We start from the raw sequence: 20,186 nt of genomic DNA on the forward strand, positions 1-20,186 counted from the left end.
CATGGCCCAGCTTTGCGTAGCCCTGGTCGCGGGTGAGGCCAGCGGCGATATTCTCGGTTCCGGCTTGATGCGCGCCCTCAAGGCCCGCCATCCCGACGTACGGTTCATCGGCGTTGGCGGCCCCTTGATGGAAGCCGAAGGCCTGCAGTCCTACTTCCCCATGGAACGCCTGGCCGTGATGGGCCTGGTCGAAGTGCTGGGGCGCCTGCGCGAGCTGCTCAAGCGCCGTAAACTGCTGATCCAGACGCTGATCGCCGAAAAGCCCGATGTGTTTATCGGCATCGACGCCCCGGATTTCACCCTCAATATCGAATTGAAATTGCGTCAGGCCGGCATCAAGACCGTGCACTACGTCAGCCCTTCCGTGTGGGCCTGGCGGCAGAAGCGCGTACTGAAGATCCGTGAAGGCTGCGACCTGATGCTGACACTGCTGCCGTTTGAGGCGCGGTTCTACGAAGAGCAGGGTGTGCCGGTGCGCTTTGTCGGTCACCCGCTGGCCGACACCATCCCCCTCGAAGCGGATCGGCAGGCGGCGCGCAGTGAGCTTGGCCTGGGCCATGGCCCGGTGGTTGCACTGATGCCAGGCAGCCGTGGCGGTGAGGTCGGGCGCCTGGGGGCGCTGTTCCTCGATGCGGCCGAGCGCTTGCGCGAGCGGGTGCCAGGTGTGCGCTTCGTACTGCCGTGTGCCAATGCCGCGCGGCGCGCCCAGGTCGAGCAGATGCTCGAAGGGCGCGAGCTGCCGCTGACCCTGCTCGACGGCCAGTCGCACCAGGCCTTGGCGGCCTGTGATGCGGTGCTGATTGCGTCAGGTACCGCCACCCTGGAGGCCCTGCTGTACAAGCGGCCCATGGTGGTGGCCTACCGCCTGGCGCCGCTGACCTACTGGATTCTCAAGCGCCTGGTGAAAAGCCCCTACGTGTCGTTGCCCAACCTGCTGGCCCAGCGTGCGCTTGTGCCTGAGCTGCTGCAGGATGACGCCACCAGCGAAGCCCTGGCGCAGACCTTGGCCCCCTTGGTGGCCGACGGCAGCCAGCAGACCGAACGTTTCGACGAGATTCACCGCACCCTGCGCCGGGACGCCTCCAACCAGGCGGCCGAGGCGGTGCTGGCTTTGCTCAAGGACCGCTGACATGCAAATAGGACTGGATTTCAACCTGGTCGAAGACCTGGTCGCCGGTGTCGATGAAGTCGGCCGTGGCCCGCTGTGCGGGGCGGTGGTCACCGCTGCCGTGATCCTCGATCCGGCACGGCCGATTCTGGGCCTGAACGATTCGAAGAAGCTCACCGAAGCCAAGCGCGAAGCGTTGTTCGACGAAATCTGCGAAAAGGCACTGAGCTTTTGCATTGCCCGCGCCGAGGTCGACGAAATCGACCGCCTGAATATCCTTCAGGCCACCATGCTGGCGATGCAGCGCGCGGTCGAGGGCCTGCACGTTACGCCCAAGCTGGCACTGATCGACGGCAACCGTTGCCCGAAACTCGCAGTGCCCGCGGCGCCGGTGATCAAGGGCGATAGCCAGGTGCCGGCGATCGCGGCGGCGTCGATCCTGGCCAAGGTGACACGTGACCGGGAGATGAGCGCGTTCGAGCTGATCTACCCCGGTTATGGCATCGGTGGGCACAAGGGCTACCCGACGCCGGTACACCTTGAGGCCCTGGCGCGGCTTGGGCCGACGCCCATTCATCGGCGTTCCTTCGCGCCTGTGCGGGCGGCCTGGGAAGCGCGTGAAGGCGTTGTCGATTCCTTGATTTAGCCTGTCAGTGCCGCTGCGCGGCCCTTCGCGGGGCTGCACAGTAGCCGCAAAATACCCTCGCTTTTACGCTACAATCCCGCCCTTGTCGTTCTGCTACAGGATCATCCATGTCGGTTCCCTTCGTTCACCTTCGCGTGCACTCCGAATTCTCGCTGGTCGACGGTCTGGTGCGGATCAAACCGCTGGCCAAGGCGCTGGCGGGGATGAACATGCCGGCGGTGGCGATCACCGACCAGAGCAACATGTGCTCGCTGGTGAAGTTCTACAAGACCGCCATGGGCGCCGGGATCAAGCCGATCTGTGGTGCCGACCTGTGGCTGGCCGGGGCCGACCCGGAAGCACCGTTGTCGCGCATCTGCTTCCTGGCGATGAACCCCACGGGCTACCGCAACCTCACCGAGCTGATTTCGCGGGGCTGGGTCGAAGGCCAGCGCAATGGCCTGGTGATTCTGCAGCGTGAATGGATCGCCCCCGCCAGCGAGGGCCTGATCGCCTTGTCCGCCGGCAAGGAAGGTGACATCGGCGCGGCGCTGCTGGGTGGCAGGGTTGAAGAGGCCGAAGCGCTGCTGCGCGATTGGCTGGGCATGTTCCCCGAGCGCTTCTACGTCGAAGTGCAGCGCACCAACCGCGCGCGCGACGAAGAATACGTGCACGCCGCCGTGGCTCTGGCCGACAAGGTTGGCGCACCGCTGGTGGCGACCAACGATGTGCGCTTTATCAAGCAGGCCGACTACGATGCCCACGAAACCCGTGTCTGCATCGGTGAGGGCTGGACCCTGGACGACCCGCGTCGCCCGCGTAACTACAGTGACCAGCAGTACCTCAAGAGCTCGGACGAAATGGCCGAGCTGTTCAGCGACCTGCCCGACGCCATCGCCAACACCGTCGAAATCGCCAAGCGTTGCAACATCCAGGTGCAGTTGGGCAAGCACTTCCTGCCCGACTTCCCCACGCCCAACGGCATGGGCATCGACGATTATCTGCGCCATGTCTCCCATGAAGGCCTGGAGGAGCGCCTGGCGGTGCTCTGGCCCAAGGAGACCACGCCAGACTATGAAGAAAAGCGCCAGGTCTACCTGGACCGCCTGAAGTTCGAGCTGGATATCATCATCCAGATGGGCTTCCCGGGCTACTTCCTGATCGTTATGGACTTCATCAAGTGGGCCAAGAACAACGGTGTGCCGGTGGGCCCGGGCCGGGGTTCGGGTGCCGGTTCGCTGGTCGCCTACGTGCTGAAGATCACCGACCTCGACCCGCTGGCCTACGACCTGCTGTTCGAGCGCTTCCTCAACCCTGAACGTGTATCCATGCCCGACTTCGACGTCGACTTCTGCATGGATGGCCGCGACCGGGTCATTGAATATGTGGCTGATGCCTACGGGCGTAACGCGGTCAGCCAGATCATCACCTTCGGTACCATGGCCGCCAAGGCGGTGGTGCGCGACGTGGCGCGGGTGCAAGGCAAGTCCTACGGCCTGGCCGACCGCCTGTCGAAGATGATCCCCTTCGAAGTCGGCATGACCCTGGAGAAGGCCTACGAGCAGGAAGAAATCCTGCGTGACTTCCTCAAGGGCGACGAAGATGCCCGCGAGATCTGGGACATGGCCCTCAAGCTCGAGGGCGTCACCCGTGGTACCGGCAAACACGCCGGTGGCGTGGTAATCGCCCCGACCAAACTCACCGACTTCTCGCCGATCGCCTGTGACGAAGAAGGCGGCGGCCTGGTGACCCAGTTCGACAAGGACGATGTCGAGGCCGCCGGGCTGGTCAAGTTCGACTTCCTCGGCCTGCGCACACTGACCATCATCAAGTGGGCGATGGAGACGATCAACCGTGAGCAGGCCAAGCAGGACCTGCCGGACCTGAACATCGACTTCATTCCGCTGGATGACCGCAAGACCTACGAGCTGCTGCAAAAAGCCGAGACCACGGCGGTGTTCCAGCTCGAATCGCGCGGCATGAAGGAGCTGATCAAGAAGCTCAAGCCGGACTGCCTGGAAGACCTTATCGCACTGGTGGCGCTGTTCCGCCCGGGCCCGCTGCAGTCGGGCATGGTGGACGACTTCATCAACCGCAAGCACGGCCGCGCCGAGCTGGCCTACCCGCACCCGGATTACCAGTATGACGGCCTGCAGCCGGTACTGGCGCCGACCTACGGCATCATCCTGTATCAAGAACAAGTGATGCAGATTGCCCAGGTCATGGCCGGCTATACCCTGGGCGGTGCCGACATGCTGCGTCGTGCCATGGGTAAGAAAAAGCCCGAGGAAATGGCCAAGCAGCGCGGCGGTTTCATCGAAGGTTGCGCCAATAACGGCATTGATGGTGACCTGGCAGGTAACATCTTCGACCTGGTAGAGAAGTTCGCCGGTTACGGTTTCAACAAATCTCACTCTGCCGCCTATGGCCTGGTGTCGTACCAGACCGCCTGGCTCAAGACCCACTACCCGGCGCCGTTCATGGCGGCGGTGTTGTCGGCGGATATGCACAACACCGACAAGGTGGTGGTGCTGATCGAGGAAGTGCGCAGCATGAAGCTGCGCCTCGACGCGCCCGATGTGAACACCTCCGACTTCAAGTTCACCGTCAACGACGATGGCCGTATCGTCTATGGCCTGGGCGCGATCAAGGGTGTGGGCGAGGGGCCGGTCGAAGCCATCGTCGAAGTGCGTGCGCAGGGCGGGCCGTTCAAGGACCTGTTCGATTTCTGTGAGCGCGTCGACCTCAAGCGCGTCAACAAGCGCACCCTCGATGCGCTGATCCGCAGTGGTGCACTGGACCGCCTCGGCCCGTACTTCCATGACGAAATCAAGGCCTACCAGGCCAACATCGACCGCAACCGCGCAACCTTGCTGGCGGCGCTGGAAGAGGCGGTCAAGTCTGCCGAGCAGACCGCACGTACCGCCGACAGTGGCCATGTCGACCTGTTCGGCGGGTTGTTCGTGGAGGCCGATTCGGACGTCTATGCCAACCACCGCAAGGTCCGCGAACTCACCCTCAAAGAGCGCCTCAAAGGCGAGAAGGACACGCTTGGCCTGTACCTCACCGGCCACCCGATTGATGAGTACGAAAGCGAGATTCGCCGTTTCGCCCGCCAGCGCATCATCGACCTGAAGCCGTCCCGTGAGTCGCAGACGATCGCCGGCATGATCATTGCCTTGCGGGTAATGAAGAACAAGAAGGGTGACAAGATGGGTTTCGTCACGCTTGATGACCGCTCTGGGCGTATCGAGGCGTCGCTGTTTGCCGACTCCTTCATGGCTGCCCAGTCACTGTTGCAGAACGATGCCATGGTCGTGGTCGAAGGCGAGGTCAGCAACGATGACTTCTCCGGTGGCCTGCGCCTGCGGGTCAAGCAGGTGATGACCATGGAAGATGCCCGCACGCGTCTGGCCGAAAGCCTGCGCCTGAAAGTCGCCCATGACGCGCTCAAGGGCGACCGCCTGAACTGGCTGGGTGAGCTGATCACCCGACACCGCGGCGGCTGCCCGATCACCCTGGAGTACACCGGCAGTGACGCCAAGGCCATGCTGCAGTTCGCCGATGAATGGTCGATCGACCCGGCGGACGGCCTGATTCAGGCGCTGCGTGACCAGTTCGGGCGTGAGAACGTCTTCCTGCAATATCGTTGAATCGACGAATTTTAATCTCGACCTGAATGCGCCCGATCCCTTAAGGTAGGGCGCCAAACGGATCAACCGGCCGGCCGCCTGGCCGTAGACCCAAGACGGATGCCTATGAACCCGAATTTCCTCGATTTCGAACAGCCGATTGCCGACCTGCAAGCCAAGATCGAAGGGCTGCGCCTGGTGGGTAACGACAACTCGCTGAACATCAGCGATGAAATTGCCCGTCTGCAAGACAAGAGCAATACCCTGACCGAAAGCATCTTCGGCAACCTGACCAGCTGGCAGATCGCCCGCCTGGCCCGTCACCCGCGTCGTCCATACACCCTGGACTACCTGCAGCACATCTTCACCGAATTCGAAGAGCTGCACGGTGACCGCCACTTCTCTGACGACGCCGCGATCGTGGGCGGCACCGCGCGCCTGGATGGCCAGGCGGTGATGGTCATCGGCCACCAGAAGGGCCGTGAAGTGCGTGAGAAAGTGCGCCGCAACTTCGGCATGCCACGCCCAGAGGGCTACCGCAAGGCGTGCCGCCTGATGGAAATGGCCGAGCGCTTCAAGATGCCGATCCTGACCTTCATCGACACACCGGGCGCCTACCCGGGCATCGACGCCGAAGAGCGCAACCAGAGCGAAGCGATCGCCTGGAACCTGCGCGTCATGGCGCGCCTGAAGACGCCAATCATCGCCACCGTGATCGGTGAGGGTGGTTCTGGCGGTGCGCTGGCCATTGGTGTGTGCGATCAGCTGAACATGCTGCAGTACTCCACCTACTCGGTGATCTCGCCAGAAGGTTGCGCTTCGATCCTGTGGAAGACCGCCGACAAGGCTGCCGATGCCGCCGAGGCCATGGGCATCACGGCCGAGCGCTTGAAGAGCCTGAACATCGTCGACAAGGTGATTCAGGAGCCGCTGGGCGGCGCCCACCGTGACCCGGCGCAGATGGCGGAAAGCATTCGTGCCGACCTGGTGCAGCAGTTGGACATGCTTGGCAAGCTCGATAATGACGCGCTGTTGGCCCGTCGCTACGAGCGTCTGATGAGCTACGGCCTCTGATGCATCACTGGGGCCGCTTTGCGGCCCCAGCGATTCCAAGCCGTGTGAGGCCCTCATGCTCAACCTCACCCCCTGGCTTCAAGCCCCCGCCTGGCACATCGCTTTCTCCGGCGGCCTCGACTCCACCGTCCTCCTGCACCTGCTGGCCGATTACGCCCGTACTCACCCAGCGCCTCCTCTGCACGCCATCCATATCCATCATGGCCTACAGCCTGCGGCTGACGCCTGGCCTGCGCACTGCACGCATGTCTGCGCGACGCTAGGCATCCCGCTCAGCGTGATACACGTCCAGGTCGCGCCCGGTGCCAGCCTCGAGCAGGCTGCCCGCGATGCCCGTTACGCGGCATTCAAGCAACGGCTCGGCCCCGGTGAAGTGCTATTCACCGGGCAACATCGCGAAGACCAGGCAGAAACCTTGCTCTTTCGTCTGTTGCGCGGCAGCGGCCTGCGCGGTTTGGCCGCGATGCCGGCCCAGCGGGCGCTGGGGCAGGGCACCCTGACCAGGCCATTGCTCGGGATTGCGCGCCAACAGTTGCAGGCGTATGCCCAAATCCAGGGGTTAAGCTGGATTGAAGACCCCTCTAACAGCGACACCGCCTTTGCCCGCAACTATTTGCGCGGCAAAGTGTTCCCCGTGCTGCAGCAGCGTTGGCCGCAGGCCAGCCAGAACCTGGCCCGTTGCGCCGAGCACCTGGGTGAAGCGCTGGGGCTGCTGGATGAAGTGGCCCAGGCCGATCTGGCCAAGGCCGGGGAGGGCGCTGCTGCGCCCTGGGCGCGGCTGGATTCCCTCGACCTTGCAGTGCTCACGGCGCTGACGCCCGCTCGTCAGCGCAATGCCCTGCAATACTGGCTCAGCGTTCGCACCCGGTTGCCCGACGCGCGTCACTGGGCTGGCTGGGCCGATCTGCGTGATGCCGCAGCCGACGCCCAGCCGGTCTGGCGCCTGGCCGACGGCCGGTTGCTGCGCAGCAACGGCCGTATCTGGTGGTTGAGCGGTGACTGGTTGCAGGCACCGCAAGGCGAGTTCGCCTGGCCCGAGCCCTCTGAGGTGCTGACATTGCCAGGCAACGGCAGTGTGCGGTTGACCACGCCCCTGCCCCTGGCCGGGCTGTGCATCCGCTATCGCCAGGGCGGTGAAGTGCTTGAACTTGCAGGGCGCGGTCGGCGCGACTTGAAGCGTTTGCTCAACGCGCTGCAGGTGCCGTATTTCGTGCGTGCGCGCCTGCCGTTGCTCTATCAGGGCGAGCGCTTGCTGGCAGTGGCCAATCTGCCCGAACTCGGTCAGGCGGATTGCCAGCTGCATTGGCTGTCTCCGACGAACGCGCAAGGTTTGAGCTGAAGGGTACATTCCGGTAGACTACCCTCCCTTCTTGATACAACTTCTGTGCGTTCCTCGAAAACACAGCAGTTGCCGATTACCACGCAGTTTTTTGCTGGGCTGATTCTGGAAATGACGAGCGAGCTCCATGCCGGGGATACCCTGGTTTGTACAGACGCGGCAGTTTTTCGAGATGCACTGTGATTGACGCAGGTGATCGGGGGCTTCGGCCTTCCTTCGCTTTCTCCGGCGGCGCTGGCCGCCTTAACGCAGACTTCTAGGGTTTTTCATGACGCGCTACATATTCGTCACGGGCGGTGTTGTTTCTTCATTGGGGAAAGGCATTGCCTCGGCTTCCCTGGCGGCCATCCTGGAAGCGCGGGGGCTCAAGGTCACCATGCTCAAGCTGGATCCGTACATCAACGTCGATCCTGGCACCATGAGTCCGTTCCAGCACGGTGAAGTCTTCGTCACCCATGATGGCGCCGAGACTGACCTTGACCTGGGCCACTACGAGCGGTTCATCCGCACGACCATGACCCAGAACAACAACTTCACCACTGGCCGCATCTACGAGCACGTGCTGCGCAAAGAGCGTCGTGGTGACTACCTGGGCGCGACCATCCAGGTCATCCCGCACATCACCGACGAGATCAAGCGTCGCATCATCAAGGGTGCCGGCGATGCCGACGTGGCCCTGGTGGAAATCGGCGGTACCGTCGGCGACATCGAGTCGCAGCCGTTCCTCGAGGCCATCCGCCAGTTGCGTTTCGAAGTCGGCGCCAAGCGCGCGATGCTGATGCACCTGACGCTGGTTCCGTACATCGCCACTGCTGGCGAGACCAAGACCAAGCCTACCCAGCACTCGGTCAAGGAGCTGCGCTCCATCGGCCTGCAGCCTGACGTGCTGGTATGCCGCTCCGATCACCCGATCGACAGCTCGTCGCGTCGCAAGATCGCCCAGTTCACCAACGTTGAAGAGCGTGCGGTGATTGCGCTGGAAGACGCCGATACCATCTACAAGATCCCGGGCATCCTGCATGCTCAGGGCCTGGATGATTTCGTCACCGAGCGCTTCGGCCTGCAGTGCAACAGCGCCGACCTGTCCGAGTGGGACAAAGTGGTCGACGCCAAGCTCAACCCAGAGCACGAAGTGACCATCGCCATGGTCGGCAAGTACATGGAGCTGCTGGATGCGTACAAGTCGCTGATCGAAGCGATGAGCCACGCCGGCATCACCAATCGCACCAAGGTCAACCTGCGCTACATCGACTCCGAAGACATCGAGAACCAGGGCACCAGCCTGCTCGAAGGCGCCGATGCCATCCTGGTACCGGGCGGTTTCGGCCTGCGCGGTGTCGAAGGCAAGATCACTGCGGTGCAATACGCCCGTGAGAACAAGGTGCCGTACCTGGGTATCTGCCTGGGCATGCAGGTTGCCGTGATCGAGTTCGCCCGTAACGTGATGGGCTGGAAAGACGCCAACTCCACCGAGTTCGACCGCAACAGCGGCCACCCGGTCGTCGGCCTGATCACCGAGTGGGCCGATGCCACCGGTGCCGTCGAGACTCGCACCGAAGCGTCCGACCTTGGCGGCACCATGCGCCTGGGCGCACAGGATTGCCAGATCGTCTCGGGTTCCAAGGTTCACGACTGCTACGGCAAGGACGTGATTACCGAGCGTCACCGTCACCGCTACGAAGTGAACAACAACCTGCTGCCACAGCTGCTCGACGCCGGCCTGGTGGTCTCCGGTCGTTCCGAAGACGGCGCGCTGGTGGAAGTGGTCGAGTCCAAGGACCACCCATGGTTCGTCGCCTGCCAGTTCCACCCGGAGTTCACCTCGACCCCGCGCGACGGCCACCCGCTGTTCAGTGGCTTCGTCAAGGCAGCCCTGGCTCAGAAGAACAAGGCCTGATCAATGACCCAGAAGATCATTCGCGTCGGTAACATCGAGATCGCCAACGACAAGCCGTTCGTCCTGTTCGGCGGCATGAACGTTCTGGAGTCCCGTGACCTGGCCCTGAAGGTCTGCGAAGAGTACGTGCGGGTGACCGAGAAGCTCGGTATTCCGTACGTGTTCAAGGCCAGCTTCGACAAGGCCAACCGTTCGTCTGTGGCGTCCTACCGTGGCCCGGGCATGGAAGAGGGGCTGAAGATCTTCGAAGAGATCAAACGCACCTTCAACGTGCCGGTAATCACCGACGTGCACGAGCCCTACCAGGCCGAGCCGGTGGCCAAGGTCTGCGACATCATCCAGTTGCCGGCCTTCCTGTCGCGCCAAACCGACCTGGTGGTGGCCATGGCCAAGACCGGCGCGGTGATCAACATCAAGAAGGCCCAGTTCCTCGCACCCCAGGAGATGAAACACATCCTGGCCAAGTGCGAAGAGGCCGGTAACGATCAGTTGATCCTCTGCGAGCGGGGTTCGAGCTTCGGCTACAACAACCTGGTAGTGGACATGCTCGGTTTCGGCGTCATGAAGCAGTTCGAGTACCCGGTATTCTTCGATGTGACCCACGCCCTGCAAATGCCGGGCGGCCGCTCGGACTCTGCCGGTGGCCGCCGCGCGCAGGTCACCGACCTGGCCAAGGCCGGCATGAGCCAGGGCCTGGCTGGTCTGTTCCTCGAGGCCCACCCCGATCCGGACAACGCCAAGTGCGATGGTCCATGCGCCCTGCGCCTGGACAAGCTGGAGCCGTTCCTGGCCCAGCTCAAGCAATTGGACGACCTGGTGAAAAGTTTTCCGACGGTAGAAACCGCGTAAAGCTCATTTCTCGGGTAAAGTACCGCCCGTTCTCTCCCTGACCGTTTGGTCAGGGAGTGCTTTTATCAGGCCTGCCTGCTGCATACCCCGCCTGGTGAAGTGCAAGGATTTCCTAAGCTGCGTTGTTTTCGTCAATTCTGGAGTGCTTACAACAATGGCAAAAATCGTCGACATCAAAGGTCGTGAAGTTCTCGATTCGCGTGGCAACCCCACCGTGGAAGCCGATGTACTGCTCGACAACGGCATCATCGGTAGCGCTTGCGCGCCGTCCGGTGCTTCCACCGGCTCGCGCGAAGCGCTGGAGCTGCGTGATGGCGACAAGAGCCGTTACCTGGGCAAGGGCGTGCTGAAGGCCGTCGCCAACATCAACGGCCCGATCCGCGACCTGCTGCTGGGCAAGGACCCTTCCGACCAGAAGGCTCTGGACCGCGCCATGATCGACCTGGACGGTACCGAGAACAAAGCCAAGCTGGGCGCCAACGCCATCCTGGCTGTTTCCCTGGCTGCCGCCAAGGCCGCTGCCCAGGACCAGGACCTGCCGCTGTACGCGCACATCGCCAACCTGAACGGCACCCCGGGCCAGTACTCGATGCCGGTTCCGATGATGAACATCATCAACGGCGGCGAGCACGCCGACAACAACGTCGATATCCAGGAGTTCATGGTGCAGCCGGTTGGCGCCAAGACCTTCTCCGACGGCCTGCGCATGGGCACCGAAATCTTCCATCACCTCAAGGCGGTACTGAAGGCTCGCGGCCTGAACACTGCCGTTGGTGACGAAGGCGGCTTCGCGCCGAACCTGGCTTCCAACGAAGACGCCCTGGCCGCCATCGCTGAAGCCGTGGAAAAAGCAGGCTACAAGCTGGGTACCGACGTGACCCTGGCCCTGGACTGCGCGGCTTCCGAATTCTACGAAGACGGCAAGTACAACCTGTCCGGCGAAGGCAAGTCGTTCGACGCCGAAGGCTTTGCCGACTACCTGAAAGGCCTGACCGAGCGCTTCCCGATCATCTCGATCGAAGACGGCCTGGACGAGTCCGACTGGGCTGGCTGGAAGATCCTCACCGACAAGATCGGCGAGAAGGTGCAACTGGTCGGTGACGACCTGTTCGTGACCAACACCAAGATCCTCAAGGAAGGCATCGAAAAGGGCATCGGTAACTCGATCCTGATCAAGTTCAACCAGATCGGTTCGCTGACCGAAACCCTGGAAGCCATCCAGATGGCCAAGGCTGCCGGCTACACCGCGGTGATCTCGCACCGTTCCGGTGAAACCGAAGACTCGACCATCGCCGACCTGGCCGTGGGTACTGCTGCTGGCCAGATCAAGACCGGTTCGCTGTGCCGTTCCGACCGCGTTTCGAAGTACAACCAACTGCTGCGCATCGAAGAGCAACTGGGTGCCAAGGCGGTTTACCGTGGTCGTACCGAGTTTCGCGGTTAAGCAAGAGATGGTAAAAAGACAGCAGCCGGAGCTGTAGGAACATTCGTACTGAATGTTCCTACACTTCCAACGGGTTTCTGTCGACGAAGCCTGGCCTCGGCCAGGCTTCGTGCTATTCGAGGCCCCGAAGTGAACAGTACGCGGCGGTCTTTTTAACCTGGATACCTTGATGCGCAGTCCCTATTGGTTGTTCCTCGTTCTGCTTCTGCTGTTGGGTGGCCTGCAGTACCGCCTTTGGGTGGGCAACGGCAGCCTGGCGCAAGTGACCGAGCTCAAGCAGCAGATCGCCGAGCAACATGCCGAAAACGAGCGTCTGCTTGAACGTAACCGCGTGCTTGACGCAGAAGTCCTGGAGTTGAAGAAAGGTATGGAGACCGTGGAAGAACGGGCTCGTCATGAATTGGGGATGGTCAAAGAGGGCGAAACCCTCTTCCAGTTGCCGCAAAAATGACTGATACATTACCGGCCTTCTGGGCCGTGATTCCTGCTGCGGGCGTTGGTGCCCGCATGGCTGCCGACCGCCCCAAGCAGTACCTGGAGCTGGCCGGGCAGACTATTCTCGAGCACAGCCTCGACTGTTTTCTTGGCCACCCCACGCTCAAGGGCATGGTGGTCAGCATTGCCGAAGATGACCCGTACTGGCCTGGCCTGCGCTGCGCCAGCGACCCGCGCATCCAGCGCGCGGCGGGTGGCCGCGAGCGCGCCGACTCGGTGCTCAACGCCTTGCTGCTGCTGCATGCGCAAGGGGCTTCGGACAACGACTGGGTACTGGTGCACGATGCTGCGCGACCGAACCTTGCGCGTACCGACCTGGACAAACTGTTGTCAGCGTTGGCCAATGACCCTGTTGGCGGCCTGTTGGCAGTACCGGCGCGCGATACATTGAAGCGTGCCGATGCTACGGGCCGGGTCACGGCCACCGTAGACCGCAGCACCATCTGGCAGGCCTATACACCGCAGATGTTCCGCCTCGGCGCCTTGCACCGAGCGCTGGCCGAGTGCCTGGTTTCCGATGTGGTGGTCACTGACGAGGCGTCAGCCATCGAATGGTCCGGCCAGGCGCCGCGGCTGGTCGAGGGCCGCAGCGACAACATCAAGGTGACCCGGCCGGAAGATTTGGAGTGGTTACGCCAGCGCTGGGCTGGGCGGCGCTGAAGTCAGCCCAGTCGATACTCCGGCAACCCCGCCAGCCCTTCTTTCAGGTAATCCACCAACCGCCGAACCTTCGGCGACAGATGCCGTTGCTGTGGGTACAGCGCCCACACTGCCGTATTCGGTGGCTGATGCGCCTCCAGCAGGGATACCAGCGCACCACTGTTGAGGTGCTCCAGCACGTAATAGTCCGGCAACTGGCACAGGCCCATCCCCAGCAAAGCCGCGTCCAGCACGGCTTGCCCGCTGTTGCAGCGCCAGTTGCCCTGCACCCGCTGGCTGATCTCGCGGCCGTCCTGCAGCAGCGCCCACAGGTCCGAACTGCCAATCAGGCAGTTGTGCCGGGCCAGTTCCGACAGGCTGTGCGGCCGACCGTAGCGCTCCAGGTAAGCCGGCGAGGCGCACAGGAACATGCGCCGCGGTGCCAGGCGGGCGGCAACCAGCCTGGAGTCGGCCAGCCGGCCAAGGCGAATGGCCAGGTCCATGCCTTCATGCAGCAGGTCCAGCGTGCGGTTGCTCAGTTCCACTTCAACCCGCAGTTGCGGGTACTGCGCCATGAAGCGCGTCACCAGTGGCACGATGAAGCGCTCGCCATAGGCCACTGCACAGGTCATGCGCAGCAAGCCCTTGGGCTCGCTGGCCAGGTCGCCCATCGCGCGCAGGGCTTCTTCACGGCCATCCTGCAGGCGTTGGCAGTGCTGCAGGAACGTCTGCCCGGCTTCGCTCAAGGTGACGCGCCGGGTGCTGCGGTACAGCAGGCGCGTCTGCAGGCGCTCCTCCAGCCGCGCGATCTGACGGCTGATATGCGAGGACGACACACCCAGGCGCTCAGCTGCGGCGGTGAACTGACCAGACTCGGCCACCGCAACGAATTCGTCGATGCCTTCCCAGCGGCTGCTCATTGATTATCCCTGCTTGGCAATAATGTTTTGTCTTTGACTGGATTATTCATCAAAAAAGCATGAATTACACTGCGAGACTGAACTGACCTTCTGTCTGGAGACCTTTGATGATCAAGTCCCGTGCTGCCGTAGCCTTCGAAGCCAAGAAACCCCTGGAAATCGTCGAAGTGGACGTGGCCATGCCCAAGGCTGGCGAAGTGCTGCTGCGCGTGGTTGCCAGCGGTGTCTGCCACACCGACGCCTACACCCTGTCCGGTGCTGACCCGGAAGGGATCTTCCCCTCGATCCTTGGCCACGAAGGTGGCGCGATCGTCGAGGCGGTGGGCGAGGGCGTGACCTCGGTGGCCGTGGGCGATCATGTCATTCCGCTCTACACCCCGGAGTGCGGCCAGTGCAAATTCTGCCGTTCGGGCAAGACCAACCTGTGCCAAGCCATTCGCGCCACCCAGGGCAAGGGCCTGATGCCCGACGGCACCACGCGCTTCTCCTACAAAGGCCAGCAGCTGTTCCACTACATGGGCACGTCGACCTTCTCCGAGTACACCGTGCTGCCGGAAATTTCCGTGGCCAAGATCCAGAAGGAAGCCCCGCTGGAGAAGGTCTGCCTGCTCGGTTGCGGCGTCACCACCGGTATCGGTGCCGTGCTCAATACCGCCAAGGTCAAGCCCGGTGATACCGTGGCCATCTTCGGCCTCGGCGGCATCGGCCTGTCGGCGATCATTGGCGCAGTCAAGGCCAAGGCCTCGCGCATCATCGCCATCGACATCAACCCGGCCAAGTTCGAAATCGCCCGCCAGCTGGGTGCCACCGACTGCATCAACCCGAAAGAGTACGACCGCCCGATCCAGGAAGTGATCGTCGACCTCACCGACGGCGGCGTGGACTTCTCCTTCGAGTGCATCGGTAATGTGCAACTGATGCGCGCGGCCCTGGAGTGCTGCCACAAGGGCTGGGGCGAGTCGGTCATTATCGGTGTTGCCGGTGCCGGCCAGGAAATCGCCACCCGTCCGTTCCAGCTGGTGACCGGTCGCGTCTGGCGCGGTTCGGCGTTCGGTGGCGTGCGCGGGCGCAGCGAGCTGCCAAGCTACGTCGACATGGCCGAGAAGGGCGAGATCCCGCTGGATACGTTCATCACCCACACCATGGGCCTGGAAGACATCAACAAGGCCTTCGACCTGATGCATGAAGGCAAGAGCATCCGTAGCGTGATCCACTTCTGAGGTCTGCCATGAGCCTGGACAACATCTCTTGCCAGAAGAGCTTCGGCGGCTGGCACAAGCGGTACCGTCATCACTCCAAGGTGCTCGGCTGCGACATGGTGTTTGCCGTGTACCTGCCGCCACAGGCCGAACAGGGCGCGAAGCTGCCGGTGCTGTACTGGCTCAGCGGCCTGACCTGCACCGACGAGAACTTCATGCAGAAGGCCGGCGCCCAGCGCCTGGCTGCCGAGCTTGGGCTCATCATCGTCGCACCCGACACCAGCCCGCGTGGCGAGCAGGTGCCCGGCGACCCCGACGGCGCGTGGGACTTTGGCCTGGGGGCCGGCTTCTACCTCAATGCCACCCAGCAACCCTGGGCGCAGCATTACCGCATGCATGACTACGTGGTGGAGGAGCTGCCAGCCCTGATCGAGGCGCACTTCCCGGCGTCCGACCAGCGCAGCATCAGTGGCCACTCGATGGGGGGGCATGGCGCATTGGTGTGTGCCTTGCGCAACCGGGGGCGCTACCGCTCGGTATCGGCGTTTTCGCCCATCAGCAACCCGATGGATTGCCCGTGGGGCGAAAAGGCCTTCAGCCGCTTCCTGGGTGACGATCGTGCACGCTGGCGCGAGTGGGATGCCAGTGTGCTGCTGGCGGAAACGCCTGCAGGCAGCTGCCCACCGTTGCTGGTGGATCAGGGCGACCGTGACGACTTCCTCGAGAAGCAGCTCAAGCCCGAGGCGCTGGAGCAAGCGGCGCGCAAAGGTGGGCATGAGCTGACCCTGCGTCTGCAGCCTGGCTATGACCACAGCTACTACTTCATCGCCAGCTTCATCGACGCGCACTTGCGCCATCACGCGGCGGCACTGGGGCGGGTATAAGCGCAGCCCCAATACGGCACAAAGCAGGTAGAATCACGCCCTGACTCAATCAGGGCGTTTTTCTATGCGTATTGGCCATGGCTACGATGTGCACCGTTTCTGTGACGGTGATTTCATTACCCTGGGCGGGGTCCGTATCCCCCACAAACATGGCCTTCTGGCCCACTCCGACGGTGACGTGCTGCTGCACGCCCTCAGCGATGCCTTGCTCGGTGCCGCTGCGTTGGGTGACATTGGCAAGCACTTCCCCGATACCGACCCACAGTTCAAGGGCGCCGACAGCCGTGCGTTGTTGCGCCATGTGGTCGGCATCGTCCAGGGCAAGGGCTGGAAGGTGGGCAACGTCGACGCCACCATCGTCGCCCAGGCACCGAAAATGGCGCCGCACATCGAGACCATGCGCCAGTTGATCGCCGAGGACCTGCAGGTGGAACTCGACCAAGTCAACGTCAAGGCCACCACCACCGAGAAGCTGGGCTTCACCGGCCGTGAGGAGGGTATCGCCGTGCACGCGGTGGCCCTGCTGCTGCCAGCATGACCGAACTGGAACTGCTGGGCCCGCGCGCATCGGGCGAACCCCTGGGGACTGCGGTACTCAAGGCCGTGGCTGAAGACTTCCAGGTCGACGAGGTGCTGGACATTCCGTTGTCCGGCCAAGGTGAGCACCTGTGGCTGTGGGTTGAAAAACGCGACCTCAACACCGAAGAAGCCGCCCGCCGACTGGCTCGCGCCGCTGGCGTACCGGCCCGTTCGATCAGCTATGCCGGGCTCAAGGACCGCCAGGCCCTGACCCGCCAGTGGTTCAGCCTGCACCTGCCCGGCAAGGCCGACCCCGACCTGTCGCGTGCCGAGGATGCCAGCCTGCGCGTGCTCAAACAGGTACGCCACCAGCGCAAGCTGCAGCGTGGCGCGCATTCGGCCAACGGCTTCACCCTGCGCCTGACCGGCCTTGCCGCCGATCATCAGGCGCTGGACGCGCGCCTGGAAGCGCTCAAGCAGCACGGTGTGCCGAACTACTTCGGCAGCCAGCGCTTCGGCCATGCTGGTGGCAATGTCCACGACGCGCTCGACTGGGCCGCACGCAAAGCCCTGCCCGAGCAGCGCAACGTGCGTTCGCGCCTGCTCTCGGCGGGGCGCAGCTACCTGTTCAACCAGATCCTCGCGGCCCGTGTTGCAGACGGTAGCTGGGCACGTGCGCAGGTCGGTGACCTCCTGGCATTCACCACTAGCCGTAGTTTCTTTCCTGCTACAGAGCAGGAATGTTCAGATCCGCGGCTGGATATTCTCGATCTGCATCCCACCGGTGCGTTGTGGGGCGAGGGCGAAACGCCCGCCGCAGGCGCCACTGGCGAGTTGGAAGCGGCAATTGCGGCACGGCAGCCGGCACTTTGCCATTGGCTGGCCCAAGCGGGCATGGATCACGAACGGCGCATTCTGCGGCTCCCTATTGGCGGCCTGACGTGGCATTATCCGGAGCCTGATATCCTGCAACTGGAATTCGTCCTTCCGGCCGGATGCTTCGCCACTGTAGTAGTGCGCGAAGTCGTGGATCTGGTGCCGGCAGGGCAGACGGACAGCCCATGCGTATTCTGATTTCGAACGACGACGGTGTTACCGCACCAGGCCTCGCCGCGCTGCATGCTGCGCTGGTGGATTACGCCGAGTGCGTGGTAATTGCCCCGGATCAAGACAAGAGCGGCGCCAGCAGTTCGCTGACGCTGGACCGGCCGCTGCATCCGCAGACCCTGGCCAACGGCTTCATCAGCCTCAACGGCACGCCGACCGACTGCGTGCACCTGGGGCTCAACGGGCTGTTGGCGCAGACGCCGGACATGGTGGTGTCGGGGATCAACCTGGGGGCCAACCTGGGCGACGACGTGCTGTATTCGGGCACGGTCGCCGCCGCGCTGGAAGGCCGCTTCCTGGGCAACACGTCGCTGGCGTTTTCGTTGCTGTCGCGCCAGCCCGACAACCTGCCCACCGCAGCCTACATCGCCCGGCGCCTGGTGGAGGCGCAGTCGCGCCTGCAGTTGCCGCCGCGTACCGTGCTCAACGTCAACATTCCCAACCTGCCGCTGGAGCATATCCGTGGCATCCAGCTCACCCGCCTCGGTCACCGGGCGCGGGCGGCGGCACCGACCAAGGTGGTCAACCCGCGCGGCAAGGAAGGTTACTGGATTGCCGTGGCTGGTGATGCGGAGGACGGTGGCCCTGGCACGGACTTCCACGCGGTGATGCAAGGCTACGTATCGATCACCCCGCTGCAACTCGACCGCACCTTCAACGATGCTTTCGAACAGCTCGACGGTTGGCTGGAGGGCCTGCTCTGATGCGCGAGGACGATATGCTGCGCCGGGGTATCGGCATGACCTCCCAGCGCACCCGGGAGCGGCTGATACAGCGCCTGTGCGAAGAGGGCGTGTCGAACACCAAGGTGCTCGACGCGATCCGCCGTACCCCGCGCCACCTGTTCGTCGACGAGGCCTTGGCGCATCGCGCCTACGAAGACACCGCACTGCCTATCGGCCACAACCAGACCATCTCGCAGCCGTTCATGGTGGCGCACATGAGCGAACTGCTGCTAGAGGCAGGGCCGCTGGACAAGGTGCTGGAGATCGGCACTGGCTCGGGTTACCAGACGGCGATACTTGCCCAACTGGTCGAGCGGGTGTTCTCGGTGGAGCGCATCAAGGTGCTGCAGGATCGCGCCAAGGAGCGCCTGGTGGAGCTGAACCTGCGTAACGTGGTGTTCCGCTGGGGGGATGGTTGCGAGGGCTGGCAGGCGTTGGCACCCTACAATGGCATCATCGTCACCGCAGTGGCGCCCGAAGTGCCACAAGCACTGCTCGACCAGTTGGCGCCAGGCGGGCGCATGGTGATTCCGGTGGGCCCGGCAGGCGAGGCGCAGCAGTTGATGCTGATCGTGCGCGAGGAACACGGGTTCTCCCGGCGTGTCCTCGGGGCCGTGCGCTTCGTGCCGTTGCTCAATGGTCCGCTGGCCTGAACCACGGAATATTTACGGCAGCGACGAATTCTTGCGCTATCGCCCTGTCTATCTGGCGGGGTGATTCGCTATGGCGCTGCCGGTAGCGGGCTTTTGCAGCCGCCCACCTAATGCAGGTGGGCTCGGTTATAATTGCAACAATATTGCATTTCTTATCGTTATTTCGGTATTCGGCACCATGAGGGGAGCGCGGGTGGGGCACACAGGCATTCGGCAGCGCAAGGATTGGGCGGGTTTCAAGCTTCTGGTGCTTGCACTGGCCATGGGCACCTTGCTGGCGGGTTGCTCCAGCACCAGCTCGACGAGTGCGCGGGTGGTCGACCGTAACAATGCAGCGCCCAAGCGGCCGACGGTGACCTCCGGGCAATACATCGTCAAGCCGGGCGATACGCTGTTCTCCATCGCCTTCCGTTATGGCTGGGACTACAAGGAGCTGGCTGCCCGTAACGGCATCCCGGCGCCGTATACCATTCGCCCCGGCCAGCCGATTCGATTCAGCAGTGGTTCCACGGGCAGCACCACGGTGGTGTCCAGCCCGTCGTCCTCGAGCAAGACCACGGTCATCCGTCGGCCTGTTGGCAGCGCCGGCAGCGCACCTGCCAGTACCACCAAGCCGGCAACCACGGCCCCGACAACCCCTGCGCCGGTGGTGGCTACCGTGCCGGCTGCAGAGCGTGCGGTAGGGGGCTGGACCTGGCCGGCCAACGGCGTGCTGATTGGAAAATTTGCTTCAAACGGTAGTTTGAATAAAGGCATTGATATCGCCGGTGATTTGGGACAGCCTGTTTTTGCTGCGTCTGGTGGTGCAGTGGTCTACGCCGGGAGTGGCTTGCGGGGCTACGGCGAGCTGATCATCATCAAGCACAGCGATACCTACGTCAGTGCCTACGGTCACAACCGCAGGCTTTTGGTTCGGGAGGGGCAGCAGGTCAAGGCTGGGCAGTCGATTGCTGAAATGGGGTCCACGGGCACTGATCGGGTGAAGCTGCATTTCGAGATTCGCCGCCAGGGCAAACCCGTCGATCCACTCCAGTTCCTGCCACGCCGTTGATTGTTGTACCCGGCCTGTTCCTGTGA

The 20,186-nt window shown here is 63.1% G+C and carries 18 protein-coding genes; 17 read left to right on the top strand and 1 reads right to left on the bottom strand.

Features of this window, described 5'->3' with window-relative positions; translation table 11 throughout:
- The first annotated feature begins 1 nt into the window (after nucleotide 1).
- The 10 genes from lpxB (at nucleotide 2) to ispD (ending at nucleotide 13,123) form a co-directional block, all read left to right on the top strand.
- Nucleotides 2-1,129 (top strand): lipid-A-disaccharide synthase, encoded by a 1,128-nt coding sequence (gene lpxB / locus LOY26_RS05760; RefSeq protein WP_047581622.1) that lies wholly within the window; start codon nucleotides 2-4, stop codon nucleotides 1,127-1,129.
- A 1-nt stretch (nucleotide 1,130) separates the two neighbouring features.
- On the top strand, nucleotides 1,131-1,754 hold the full coding sequence (gene rnhB / locus LOY26_RS05765; protein ID WP_033700872.1) for a ribonuclease HII: 624 nt from the start codon (nucleotides 1,131-1,133) through the stop codon (nucleotides 1,752-1,754).
- A 107-nt stretch (nucleotides 1,755-1,861) separates the two neighbouring features.
- Nucleotides 1,862-5,386: a DNA polymerase III subunit alpha gene (gene dnaE, locus LOY26_RS05770; protein ID WP_186654489.1), complete on the top strand. Its 3,525-nt coding sequence runs from the start codon at nucleotides 1,862-1,864 to the stop codon at nucleotides 5,384-5,386.
- A gap of 105 nt (nucleotides 5,387-5,491) precedes the next feature.
- Nucleotides 5,492-6,439 (top strand): acetyl-CoA carboxylase carboxyltransferase subunit alpha, encoded by a 948-nt coding sequence (locus LOY26_RS05775; protein ID WP_033700869.1) that lies wholly within the window; start codon nucleotides 5,492-5,494, stop codon nucleotides 6,437-6,439.
- Nucleotides 6,440-6,494: 55 nt separating this feature from the next.
- Complete coding sequence (gene tilS / locus LOY26_RS05780) at nucleotides 6,495-7,778, top strand: tRNA lysidine(34) synthetase TilS (RefSeq protein WP_258714480.1); 1,284 nt, start codon at nucleotides 6,495-6,497, stop codon at nucleotides 7,776-7,778.
- 268 nt (nucleotides 7,779-8,046) lie between these two features.
- Nucleotides 8,047-9,675, top strand: a complete 1,629-nt coding sequence (locus LOY26_RS05785; RefSeq protein ID WP_033700866.1) for a CTP synthase — start codon at nucleotides 8,047-8,049, stop codon at nucleotides 9,673-9,675.
- Nucleotides 9,676-9,678: 3 nt separating this feature from the next.
- Entirely contained in the window at nucleotides 9,679-10,524 is an 846-nt protein-coding gene (gene kdsA, locus LOY26_RS05790; protein ID WP_033700864.1) for a 3-deoxy-8-phosphooctulonate synthase, read from the top strand.
- Between the two features lie 154 nt (nucleotides 10,525-10,678).
- A complete protein-coding gene (gene eno, locus LOY26_RS05795; protein ID WP_033700863.1) occupies nucleotides 10,679-11,968 on the top strand; it encodes a phosphopyruvate hydratase in 1,290 nt (429 codons plus the stop codon).
- Between the two features lie 169 nt (nucleotides 11,969-12,137).
- Nucleotides 12,138-12,419 carry a cell division protein FtsB gene (ftsB, locus tag LOY26_RS05800; protein ID WP_004375443.1) on the top strand — a complete coding sequence of 94 codons (282 nt, stop codon included), beginning with the start codon at nucleotides 12,138-12,140 and terminating at the stop codon, nucleotides 12,417-12,419.
- Entirely contained in the window at nucleotides 12,416-13,123 is a 708-nt protein-coding gene (ispD, locus tag LOY26_RS05805) for a 2-C-methyl-D-erythritol 4-phosphate cytidylyltransferase (protein WP_186654500.1), read from the top strand. Before ftsB ends, ispD begins: the two co-directional genes overlap by 4 nt.
- Before the next feature lie 2 nt (nucleotides 13,124-13,125).
- Here the strand turns inward: ispD and LOY26_RS05810 are convergent, their stop codons facing one another.
- Complete coding sequence (locus LOY26_RS05810; RefSeq protein ID WP_186654503.1) at nucleotides 13,126-14,022, bottom strand: LysR substrate-binding domain-containing protein; 897 nt, start codon at nucleotides 14,020-14,022, stop codon at nucleotides 13,126-13,128.
- 107 nt (nucleotides 14,023-14,129) lie between these two features.
- Here LOY26_RS05810 and LOY26_RS05815 point away from each other — a divergent pair, with 107 nt between their 5' ends.
- From LOY26_RS05815 to LOY26_RS05845, 7 genes are all read left to right on the top strand, one after another.
- The gene (locus tag LOY26_RS05815; protein WP_033700860.1) at nucleotides 14,130-15,242 is read left to right on the top strand and encodes an S-(hydroxymethyl)glutathione dehydrogenase/class III alcohol dehydrogenase; all 1,113 of its coding nucleotides are present in this window, start codon (nucleotides 14,130-14,132) and stop codon (nucleotides 15,240-15,242) included.
- A gap of 8 nt (nucleotides 15,243-15,250) precedes the next feature.
- Complete coding sequence (gene fghA, locus LOY26_RS05820) at nucleotides 15,251-16,105, top strand: S-formylglutathione hydrolase (protein ID WP_258714481.1); 855 nt, start codon at nucleotides 15,251-15,253, stop codon at nucleotides 16,103-16,105.
- 64 nt (nucleotides 16,106-16,169) lie between these two features.
- Nucleotides 16,170-16,643, top strand: coding sequence for a 2-C-methyl-D-erythritol 2,4-cyclodiphosphate synthase (gene ispF, locus LOY26_RS05825; RefSeq protein ID WP_033700858.1), 474 nt, complete (start codon nucleotides 16,170-16,172; stop codon nucleotides 16,641-16,643).
- Nucleotides 16,640-17,698 (top strand): tRNA pseudouridine(13) synthase TruD, encoded by a 1,059-nt coding sequence (truD, locus tag LOY26_RS05830; protein WP_047581644.1) that lies wholly within the window; start codon nucleotides 16,640-16,642, stop codon nucleotides 17,696-17,698. Before ispF ends, truD begins: the two co-directional genes overlap by 4 nt.
- The gene (gene surE / locus LOY26_RS05835) at nucleotides 17,686-18,435 is read left to right on the top strand and encodes a 5'/3'-nucleotidase SurE (RefSeq protein WP_033700856.1); all 750 of its coding nucleotides are present in this window, start codon (nucleotides 17,686-17,688) and stop codon (nucleotides 18,433-18,435) included. The genes truD and surE overlap by 13 nt, the downstream gene beginning before the upstream one ends.
- 35 nt (nucleotides 18,436-18,470) lie before the next feature.
- Nucleotides 18,471-19,109 carry a protein-L-isoaspartate(D-aspartate) O-methyltransferase gene (locus LOY26_RS05840; protein WP_186654682.1) on the top strand — a complete coding sequence of 213 codons (639 nt, stop codon included), beginning with the start codon at nucleotides 18,471-18,473 and terminating at the stop codon, nucleotides 19,107-19,109.
- Between the two features lie 193 nt (nucleotides 19,110-19,302).
- The gene (locus LOY26_RS05845) at nucleotides 19,303-20,160 is read left to right on the top strand and encodes a peptidoglycan DD-metalloendopeptidase family protein (protein ID WP_047581647.1); all 858 of its coding nucleotides are present in this window, start codon (nucleotides 19,303-19,305) and stop codon (nucleotides 20,158-20,160) included.
- The last annotated feature ends 26 nt before the right edge of the window (nucleotides 20,161-20,186 follow it).

Origin of the sequence: Pseudomonas sp. B21-047, assembly GCF_024748775.1 — a bacterium.
GTDB classification, from domain to species: domain Bacteria; phylum Pseudomonadota; class Gammaproteobacteria; order Pseudomonadales; family Pseudomonadaceae; genus Aquipseudomonas; species Aquipseudomonas capeferrum.